This window comes from Streptomyces phytophilus (assembly GCF_013870535.1).
Classification (GTDB): domain Bacteria; phylum Actinomycetota; class Actinomycetes; order Streptomycetales; family Streptomycetaceae; genus Streptomyces; species Streptomyces phytophilus.
Map to the genome: position 1 here is coordinate 1 of NZ_JACBXC010000156.1, position 8,161 is coordinate 8,161.

Annotated in this window: 11 protein-coding genes and 1 pseudogene; all 12 read right to left on the reverse strand. The window is 70.2% G+C overall.

Going from position 1 to position 8,161, the window contains the following annotated elements:
* Positions 1-1,322: pseudogene (locus tag H5J30_RS10770) on the reverse strand (hypothetical protein); the annotation flags it as partial.
* A gap of 120 nt (positions 1,323-1,442) precedes the next feature.
* Entirely contained in the window at positions 1,443-1,868 is a 426-nt protein-coding gene (locus H5J30_RS10775; RefSeq protein ID WP_181787208.1) for a hypothetical protein, read from the reverse strand.
* A gap of 1 nt (position 1,869) precedes the next feature.
* Positions 1,870-2,277, reverse strand: coding sequence for a hypothetical protein (locus H5J30_RS36600; protein WP_258563239.1), 408 nt, complete (start codon positions 2,275-2,277; stop codon positions 1,870-1,872).
* A 6-nt stretch (positions 2,278-2,283) separates the two neighbouring features.
* A complete protein-coding gene (locus H5J30_RS10785) occupies positions 2,284-2,730 on the reverse strand; it encodes a hypothetical protein (RefSeq protein ID WP_181787209.1) in 447 nt (148 codons plus the stop codon).
* Complete coding sequence (locus tag H5J30_RS10790) at positions 2,730-3,482, reverse strand: hypothetical protein (protein WP_181787210.1); 753 nt, start codon at positions 3,480-3,482, stop codon at positions 2,730-2,732. Before H5J30_RS10790 ends, H5J30_RS10785 begins: the two co-directional genes overlap by 1 nt.
* Entirely contained in the window at positions 3,482-3,940 is a 459-nt protein-coding gene (locus H5J30_RS10795; protein WP_181787211.1) for a hypothetical protein, read from the reverse strand. Before H5J30_RS10795 ends, H5J30_RS10790 begins: the two co-directional genes overlap by 1 nt.
* A gap of 3 nt (positions 3,941-3,943) precedes the next feature.
* Positions 3,944-4,330 carry a hypothetical protein gene (locus tag H5J30_RS10800; protein WP_181787212.1) on the reverse strand — a complete coding sequence of 129 codons (387 nt, stop codon included), beginning with the start codon at positions 4,328-4,330 and terminating at the stop codon, positions 3,944-3,946.
* Complete coding sequence (locus H5J30_RS10805; protein WP_181787213.1) at positions 4,327-5,355, reverse strand: hypothetical protein; 1,029 nt, start codon at positions 5,353-5,355, stop codon at positions 4,327-4,329. The genes H5J30_RS10800 and H5J30_RS10805 overlap by 4 nt, the downstream gene beginning before the upstream one ends.
* Before the next feature lie 152 nt (positions 5,356-5,507).
* Positions 5,508-5,819 carry a hypothetical protein gene (locus tag H5J30_RS10810; RefSeq protein ID WP_181787214.1) on the reverse strand — a complete coding sequence of 104 codons (312 nt, stop codon included), beginning with the start codon at positions 5,817-5,819 and terminating at the stop codon, positions 5,508-5,510.
* Positions 5,820-5,919: 100 nt separating this feature from the next.
* Complete coding sequence (locus H5J30_RS10815) at positions 5,920-6,138, reverse strand: hypothetical protein (RefSeq protein ID WP_181787215.1); 219 nt, start codon at positions 6,136-6,138, stop codon at positions 5,920-5,922.
* A gap of 15 nt (positions 6,139-6,153) precedes the next feature.
* On the reverse strand, positions 6,154-6,573 hold the full coding sequence (locus H5J30_RS10820) for a hypothetical protein (RefSeq protein WP_181787216.1): 420 nt from the start codon (positions 6,571-6,573) through the stop codon (positions 6,154-6,156).
* 94 nt (positions 6,574-6,667) lie between these two features.
* The gene (locus H5J30_RS10825) at positions 6,668-8,020 is read right to left on the reverse strand and encodes a phage major capsid protein (protein WP_181787217.1); all 1,353 of its coding nucleotides are present in this window, start codon (positions 8,018-8,020) and stop codon (positions 6,668-6,670) included.
* Positions 8,021-8,161: the final 141 nt, after the last annotated feature.

Consider the following 8,161-nt stretch of genomic DNA (forward strand, 5'->3'; position numbering starts at 1 on the left):
GTGCTCGCCGCCCCCAGCCCCACCGCGGCGAGCTGCACCGCCTTGAACGCGAACGCGAACTGCATCAGCGTCGACAAGGCGCCCGTCGGAATCGCGTTGAACATCTTCGCGAGCACGTTGACGACCTGGAGCATGCTCACGCCAACGTCGCTCGCCGCCACAACGAGGTGCGTCAACGCCTTCGCCAGGTTCCGCAGCGTCTCGTCCACGAGCGGCCCCTGCTCGCGGGCGTAATCCATGAAGTCGGCCATCTCGCTGTGGCCGGCGCCTTCGGACATGGCACGGGAGAAGGAGACCAGTCCATCGGTGGCCTTCCGCAGCGCACCCGATGCGAACGAGGCGAACGAGTTCATGAACCGCTCGAAACCCTGCGACTGGACCCCGCCGCCGATCACCGTCATCAGCCGGTCCAGCTCGACGGACGCGCCCCTCACCGTGGGCGTCAGCCGCGGCAGCAAAGCCCCGAACACCCCGAACGACTTCGTAACGACGGGCATCGTGTCCGACGCCAGCGCGTTGGACCACTCCTTGTAGTCGTCCTTGAGTATCCCCAACGCCGCAGCCGCACGCCGCGTCGGCGCCGGCATCGCGGCGACCGCCCGCAGGTACTCCTGCTCGGCCTTCGCCGCCTCTTCGCTGGCGCGGCCGTGCTCGGCGACGGCCTCGCGATACTTCTTCTGCGCGTCGGACGCAGCCGTGAGCTTCGAGACCTGCCCGGCCACCGCCAGCCCGAACACACCCACCGCGATCGCCGCCGCACCCAGCCCCGCAGCCACGGGCACCGCCGCCGCCGCAATCGGAATCAACGCCGGGGTGAGGCGCAGCGCCGCCGCCTTCAACCGCTGCATGCCGTCGCCGCTGCGGACCGTGACTCCCGGGAGCGACCCGAGGCCCGACCGCAGCCCGCCGAAGCGGCCGACGAGGCGCTCCACGGAATCGCCGAGGTCGTCGGTGTCGTCGCGCAGCGCTTGCGTACGGTTCCCGAGCGCCTCCATCCGCCCGCCGGCGGTCTGCGTGCGCGCGTTCATCGTGCGCAGCGAGTTGTTGACGCTGGTGCCGGAGTCCCGCAGATCCCGCAGCGCCGCCGTCGCGCCGTCGGTGTTGTGCCCGAGGTCCCGCAGGCTGCGGGAGGCAGCGGCCGCCCGCGAGTCCACCAGTTGCAGCGCCGCGGACGCCGCCGTCGCCGACGTCGTCAGCCGGTTGAGAGACTGCGAGGCGTCCCGCGCGTTGTTCCGCAGGTCACGGATGGAGTTGTTGACGGAGGCGAGGCCGCCGGCGGTGTCGTTCTGGACCCGTACGCGGATCTCCACGTCATTCGCCACCGCCCTCCCCTCCCTCCTCCGGGCTCCCGAGACGGACTATTTCGAGCAGGTGGAGCAGTTCCACGTCCTCCTCCAGCAGCGCGGAGGGCAGGCAGTGGAAGCGGTCGCACAGGTCGACGATCAGGCGGGCACGGCTGTACTCGGCTGGGGGTCCGACAGGACTTCCATCGGAATCGCGGACACCGCCGGGGACGGCTCGCCAGAGGGCGAGCTGTCGGGCAAAGGGGCGTCCACCGCCCCTTCCAGCCGCTCGAACCACTTGATGGCGACCTTCATCATCAGGTCCTTGTCCTGCGCGAACACCGCGTCCCTGGTGGCCGGCACGGGGGTGCCGTCCTCTTCCTCCAGGTTCCAGGAGATGAGGTCCGCGGCGAGTTCCTCCAACTGCCGTACGAGGACCGGGCCGTCGATCTCGGACTCCGCGAGCCCGACAATCTCCAGGTACTCGCCGAGGCTCTTGCCGCGGAGGTGGACCTCCAGGCCCCTCAGCTCCTCGTCGTCCTCGAACGTGAGGACCATGGTCTTCGGCTTCTTGCGGTAGCCCATGTCAGCCCCACGTCGGAACGACGCCGTTGGAAAGGGCGCCCGGCGCGCTCCACGTAAGCTCCCCGCTGTCAGCCCGGGTGAGCTGGTAGTCGGAGAACAGGCACGTGGGCGCCAGCGTCACCCCGTTGACGGTGTTCGTGCACACGCGGCCGACCGACGTGGACGGCACGGTCTTGAACACGTCGTGGGAGGCGTTGGACGCCGGGTTGAACACGCCGTTGTACGTGACGCTGACGTCGGCGAGCAGCAGCAGCCGCTCGTTCGCGCTCTTGTCCACGCCGGTGACGTCCTGCACGCCGCGCGGCGTGCTGAGTTGCCAGTTCGTGATGTCGTTGCGGATGTCGCGCGGCGTGCCGGATGCGTCGTCCACCGACAGTGCCGTCTGGCCGAGACCAGTGCTCTTCGCCATGGCTGGTTATCCCTTCTCGATCTCGTCGGCGAGCGTCTGCTGATGCTCGGCGAAGTCCTCGACCCAGTGCGCCGGGTTCAGGTGCTGGCGGCCCCGCGTGCCGCGCGGGTTGCCGCGGTAGTCGCCATCACGGACGACGTACAGCGGCGGACGCTCCACGCGGATGCGGTGCTGGTCGGCGCGGAAACACGGCTGCCCGGCCTCGAACAGCAGGTATGTCTCGCCCTCGGCGACGTGCTGCTCGACCCACTTCCGGCCGGAGGTGCGCGCGGCGTGCAGCAGGTCCGGCGTCAGCGCCTCGACCCGTACGCGCCAGCCGTTCAGGTACTGCGGGCACTGCGCCTCAGCACACGTCCCACGCCGGAAGTGCGTGGACAGCGGGGACCGCATCTCGTACGTCTTGTAGGCGCCCGCGCCCATGAGCGGCGGCGGCCGGAAGAGCTGTGCGCCCATTAGAAGACGACCCCCTCAACCTCGTTCTTGATCACGTTGACGGCGAAGCTGAGCGACGTGAACCCGCCCGTGGTGGTCGTGGCCACCCGCAGGTACCGGCGGACGGTCGTCGTGTTGGCGATCGCGATGCGCTCCGTGACAGGCGCGGCCGTGACCGCGGTGAACGAGAGCCCGGCGACGTCGGTGAAGGCCACGTTGTCCGCCGAGTCCTGCACCGTGATCGTGGCGTCGGTGCCGGTGAACGCGAACACCTGCACGTACGCCTGCGCCCCGAAGTCAGCGGACGCTGTGGTGTCGATGCTCGTGCCGTTCGTCGCCGCGGTGTCCGTACGCACGCCGGCGGTGAGCTGCCGGCCCCACTCGATGCCGAACGCATTGGCCTGCGCCTGCACCGTGAACGTCAGCGACCCGTCGTCGCCGCGGGTCGGGTCATACCCGACCTGCTTCCCCACGAGGGACGCCGCCGGCGCGCCGAGGACCGTGCCGCGGCAGTACGTCAGGATGACGTCCGTACGGGGCAGTGCGGACAGCTTCTCGTGCGTCGCGCCGTTCAACGGGTCGGAGTTGAAGAACGTCGTCATCTCCATACGGCCGTCGCGCAGGCCGCCGAGCCGCTCGTTCGCCGACTTGTCGATGCCGGTGGCCGGCAGCAGCGCCGGGCCGCCGCCGATCGCGCCGAGCTGCTGAATGTCGCCGGAGGCGTTGTACCCGGCGACGTAGAGCGCGTCTCCGAGGCCGCTCTGCTTGGCCATTACGGGGCCTCCGTCCAAAGATCGTTGACGACGCAGGGCAGGGCGATCGTCATGACCCGCGTCAGCGCCCCGTCCTGCTGGATGTAGCCCGCCCGCACGTCCAGCGACTGGCCGTACGCCCCGCGGACATCGACGTTGCGGATCAGGCCATCGAAGGTGAAGTCCCCGACGTACGCGGCGCACAGGGCGTCGACAGCCGCGGTGACCGCCGGGTCGATCGCGTCCAGCGGGAACGCCACCGCGCTCGTGTAGATGCGGACGTTCAGCACGACGAGCGCCGATGTCGAATCCAGGCCCGACGAGCGGATCGCCGTGATCTGGTTGACCCACACCGCGGCGGTAAGGCCGCCGCTGGTCGCCGGGTTGATCGCCTCGTGGCCGTTGACCTGCTCGAAGTGGCCCGACGCAGAGGCGTGGGAGGTCGCCGCATCGAACAGGGCGGTGATGTCGAGTGCCACGGCTCAGCCCCCCATCTCAGGCAGGTGGCGGCGTACGGCGCGCTCGGCGATCTCCGGGCCGCGGGCCCGCGCCGCCTCCTTCGTGCGCCGCCAGTGCCCGTACCCGGCGAAGCGGGTGACCGGGGCATTCCGCGAGCCCACGCCTTCCAGCCACGGCCCATACACCACGCCCTGGTCGTGCACGAGCGACGTGTCGCCGGACACGCGGGTGGTCGTCACGCGGGACTCGTAGTAGCCGGTGGGGTGCCGGAAGTGCGCGCCCATGTCCGTCAGCGCCCGCTCCTCGGCGAACTCCGCGATGTCGTCGCGCGCGTCGTCGCAGGCGTCCTGCGCGGCGTGTGCCGCGCGGCCGTCGAACAGCGGGCCGGAGACGTGCACGTCGATGCTCATACCGCCCTCACCCGCGCTTTCCGGCCGTGCGAGGCGTACACGCGGTCCCGCAGCGCAGCGAGCGCCGTCGCGTCCATGGCGCGTTCGCTGCTGCCGCCGTCGCCCGAGCGGCGCGTACGGGCGTACCCGGTCTGCTCGTTTGTGAGCTGCGCGACCGCCTCGGCGAGCGTGAGGTCGCGGACCGGGCCGGGCGGGTCCCAGCGCACCACCTGCGCGCCGGAGTCGTGGGTGGCCGCTGTGGTGCCGAGCGCGCCACGCTGCACGGTGAGGGTGCGGGGGGCGTAGACGTCGGCGCCGGCCGTATGCGCGGCGAGGACAGAGCCGTCCCACCCGCGCTTCACCGTCAGGGTGTTGCCGGCGATGTCCACGATCAGCATGCGCTCGGAGCCGATGAGGAGCACCTCGTCGACCGCGAACACGGTGCCGTCCGCCACGGTGACGGCCACCGAGTTGTTCTGCGGGGTCAGGTCGCCGCCGAGGTTCTGTCCGGTGTCGGCGTTGGCCCGCGCGGTGACGAGGAGCCGCTCCGCGCCGAGGCGCAGCACGCTGCCGACGCCGAGCGCGGCGGCGGCCGGCCCGTCGACGGTGATGCTCGTGGCGTCCGCGGACGCCACCGCGGCGGCGAGCGTGCCAGCCTGCGTCTCGTCGTTGCGGTAGCCGAACAGGCCGGTGAGGGTGATGTCCCGCTGGTGGGTGTCGCCGCCGCCGAAAGTGGCCGGCCCGGCGAGGTCGATCTCAACTCGGCTGTACGGCGGCCCGCTGCGGTTCGGCTCCAAGAAGAAGTCGGCCTCGTTGATCGCAGTGCCGCCGGACGACAGCGACGTCACCGAGATCAGTTCGGAGTCGTCGAGCCACAGGCGCCACGGCCGCGCGTACTGCGGACTCGGGAAGTCAAAGAACCGCGTGGCGATCTGCGGGTAGAACCGGCGGTGACACAGCCGGTCGACGTCGCGCGACGCAGACTCGACAGCGCGGTCGACCTGCCCCGAGGTGCGGGCGGTGGACTTCGAGTCCAGCGCCCGCATCACAACCTCACGAGTGCAGTACCACGGCTCATGCACGGCGCCCACCCCCACCCGGCCGGGAGGAGGCGACCGCGCGCGGCACGCGGCGTACGGGGGTCACGGTGGCGTTCACGGGCGGGCACCTCCTCTCGGGGCATCGGTACGGGCAGGGGTCAGGCGTCGGCGTCAGCGGCCGGCTCGGGATCCGTCGGGCCGCCATCCGTCGAAGGGGCAGAAGAGCCGCCCGTCGCCGCCTTCTTCGAGCGGCTCCCCGTCGTTCGGGCACGCGGCCGGCGGGCGGGCGCGCTCTTCGTCGGCTCGCTGTCGGGCTTCTCGGACGATGCTGAGGAGCTGTTCCCAGGGGATGGCTGCTCGCCTCCCTCCTCTTCCGGCCAGCTATCGGCGGTGTCGTTGTCGGACCAAGCGCCGCCGACGACCGTCGCGCCGGCGATGCTCGCCCCGCCACGGCGGGTGATCTTCGGCATGGGTTCCTCCGAGTAGTCCGTCGAGCCGCACTGCGGGCAGGCCGGCAGGCCAACCGCGTAGGCGGCTGTGCAGTCCTGGCAGTGCCGCAGGCTCATCGGTTCAGGTCCCCGTGATCACGCCGCGGGTGCGAAGCGCCGCGAGGAGGGCGTTGAAGGCGGTCACGAGCCCTGCCACGTCAGAAGCGGCGGTGTTGTTGACCACCGGCGGGGTGGATGCCAGGAGCCCCGCCGAGCCGGCCGCGACAGTGAGGACGGTGGTGCCGGTGGCGTCGTCGTAGAACTCGACCTCGCCGTCAGCGTTGGTGCGTCCGCGGATCATCAGTCAGCCGCCCCTTCAGACCAGCGCCGGCAGGTTCTGCGGGGTGCGCTGGGTGCGCAGGTCATGCAGCAGCGCCACGACGGTGCCCGTCGAGGTGCTGGTGCACTTCACGTGCGTGAAGCCGTCCGACAGTGAGTCGGCTTCGACGGTGAACACCGCGCAGTCCAGGCCGGCCGCTCCGGAGATGGTGACCGCGGCGTCCGCAGCCTGCGTCCGCTCGGTCCACGCTCCGCCGACACCGTCGGACGTGTAGTAGTGGTCCACGACGTCGAGATCCTTCGCACCGGTGCCGCCGCCGTTCTGCGCCTCCTGCACGGTGAACGTGTCGCCGGCGGCGAGGTAGCAGACGAAGCTGACTGCCTGGCCGTCGGTGAGCGGCACGTACACGCCGTCGGCGACGGCGATGGTGTTGAAGAGCCTTCCGAGCCCGTCCATGGTGCCCTCCTTGAGGGGCGTTACTGCCTCTTCGGATGAGGCCCGGCAGGGGCGTTACTGCCTGCCGGGCCCGGCATCCCTGTCTCGCGGCCCGTCAGGCCCTGGTCGCGACCTTGACGAACGGCGACAGCGTGTTGCTGCCCTTCCGCGGGGTGATCGGCGACTTGATCCACGGCTGTCCGTCGACCCGCTCGATGAGCCGGACCGCGGTCTTGTCCTTGCCGAACTTGTAGTGAATCGAGGTGTCCATCTGCATGGCCTGGCGGTCGCCCACCAGGTAGTAGCCGAAGTCCACGAAGTTGATGTCTCCGACGGTGCCGAGCGTGCTCACCTTCTCGGTGAAGACGACGGGGCGGCCGAGGATCGTCATGGGCGGGGCGCCAGCGCCGTCGTGGCTGGCGGTGCCCATCCACACGGCGGAGCCGCCGGTGCCGACGTTCAGCGCCATCGTTGCCAGCGCGGGGAAGGTGTCGATGTGCGCGACCCACACCGCCCGGCCGATGGAGCTGGGGAGCATGCGGGCGTACGCCTTGACGATGTTCTCCCACTGCAGCGTCGCCGCCGCCTGCCCGGACTCCTTCGGCACGGACACCGCGGCGTCGGCGTTGAGGAAGCCCTTCGGCTGCCCAGCACCGTTGCCGTCGATGAACGCGACGTCCTCGAACCACCTGAGCGCCTCCGGGTAGGAGTCGCTCATGAACTGTTCGAGGCTGATGACGGAGTCGGAGAACAGTTCGTTCGGGATCTCGGAGTACAGCGTGAGCTTCTTCGCCATCAGCATGATGCGGCCGAACGTGGGGCTGGACTCTTCGAAGTCCGCGCCCTCCTCGGTCCAGAACGCGGTCACGCCGCCGTACACCGACGAGGCGTTCGACGTGGAGTCGAGCATCGGGTACGGCACGGTGAGGGTCTCCATCGGCACCACACGGGCCCGGGAGCGGACGACCGAGTCTTCCAGTGCCACCCGCAGCAACTCCGACCGCAGATACTCGGGGATCAGGAACCCGCCGTCAGCCGGGATGCTGGAGCCGAAAGCGTTCTGGATCTTCGCGATGTCCGACTGAGCTGACAGCGCCTCCGAGCCCTTCGCCCCCGCCCAGACCGCACTCATGTAGCTGGACCAGTCCGGGAACCGCTTGTCGAGCCCCGCGCCGGGCGCCTTCGCGTTGTAGTGCTTCGACCGGGCGGCCGGCGTGCTCTCCGGGGAGAGGTTGAGCCGGTTGATCCCGTCGATCTGCTCGTTCTTCAGGATCTCCGCGAACTGCTTCTGCGTCTCTTCGCGGATCTGCGCCTCGATCGTCGGGTCCTTCGCCGCCTGCTGCTTGGCGTAGTCGACGATGAAGTCCCTCAGCGTCTCCGGAGTCTTGACGATGTCCTTCAGCGTCGCGGTGTCGCCGAGCGCGTCGGCGAGCTGGTCAGCGTCGCGCGGGATGGTGGGAGTTGCCACAGGTGCCCCCTTCAGGCGTCCTTCGCCGCGCTGCACGGCGCTGGTGTGGTCAGGTGTGCGATGGCGGCCGACCAGTCGTCGGCCGGCGGTTCGGTGAGGTGTGCGATCGCGGCGGCCCACTCGTCTACCGGCGGCTCGGCC

What these genes read in the sequence shown, in the direction of transcription:
- H5J30_RS10775 (WP_181787208.1), bottom strand. Translation starts at nt 1,868, where the DNA reads ATGGGCTACCGCAAGAAGCCGAAGACCATGGTCCTCACGTTCGAGGAC.
- H5J30_RS36600 (WP_258563239.1), bottom strand. Translation starts at nt 2,277, where the DNA reads ATGGCGAAGAGCACTGGTCTCGGCCAGACGGCACTGTCGGTGGACGAC.
- H5J30_RS10785 (WP_181787209.1), bottom strand. Translation starts at nt 2,730, where the DNA reads ATGGGCGCACAGCTCTTCCGGCCGCCGCCGCTCATGGGCGCGGGCGCC.
- H5J30_RS10790 (WP_181787210.1), bottom strand. Translation starts at nt 3,482, where the DNA reads ATGGCCAAGCAGAGCGGCCTCGGAGACGCGCTCTACGTCGCCGGGTAC.
- H5J30_RS10800 (WP_181787212.1), bottom strand. Translation starts at nt 4,330, where the DNA reads ATGAGCATCGACGTGCACGTCTCCGGCCCGCTGTTCGACGGCCGCGCG.
- H5J30_RS10805 (WP_181787213.1), bottom strand. Translation starts at nt 5,355, where the DNA reads ATGCGGGCGCTGGACTCGAAGTCCACCGCCCGCACCTCGGGGCAGGTC.
- H5J30_RS10810 (WP_181787214.1), bottom strand. Translation starts at nt 5,819, where the DNA reads ATGCCGAAGATCACCCGCCGTGGCGGGGCGAGCATCGCCGGCGCGACG.
- H5J30_RS10815 (WP_181787215.1), bottom strand. Translation starts at nt 6,138, where the DNA reads ATGATCCGCGGACGCACCAACGCTGACGGCGAGGTCGAGTTCTACGAC.
- H5J30_RS10820 (WP_181787216.1), bottom strand. Translation starts at nt 6,573, where the DNA reads ATGGACGGGCTCGGAAGGCTCTTCAACACCATCGCCGTCGCCGACGGC.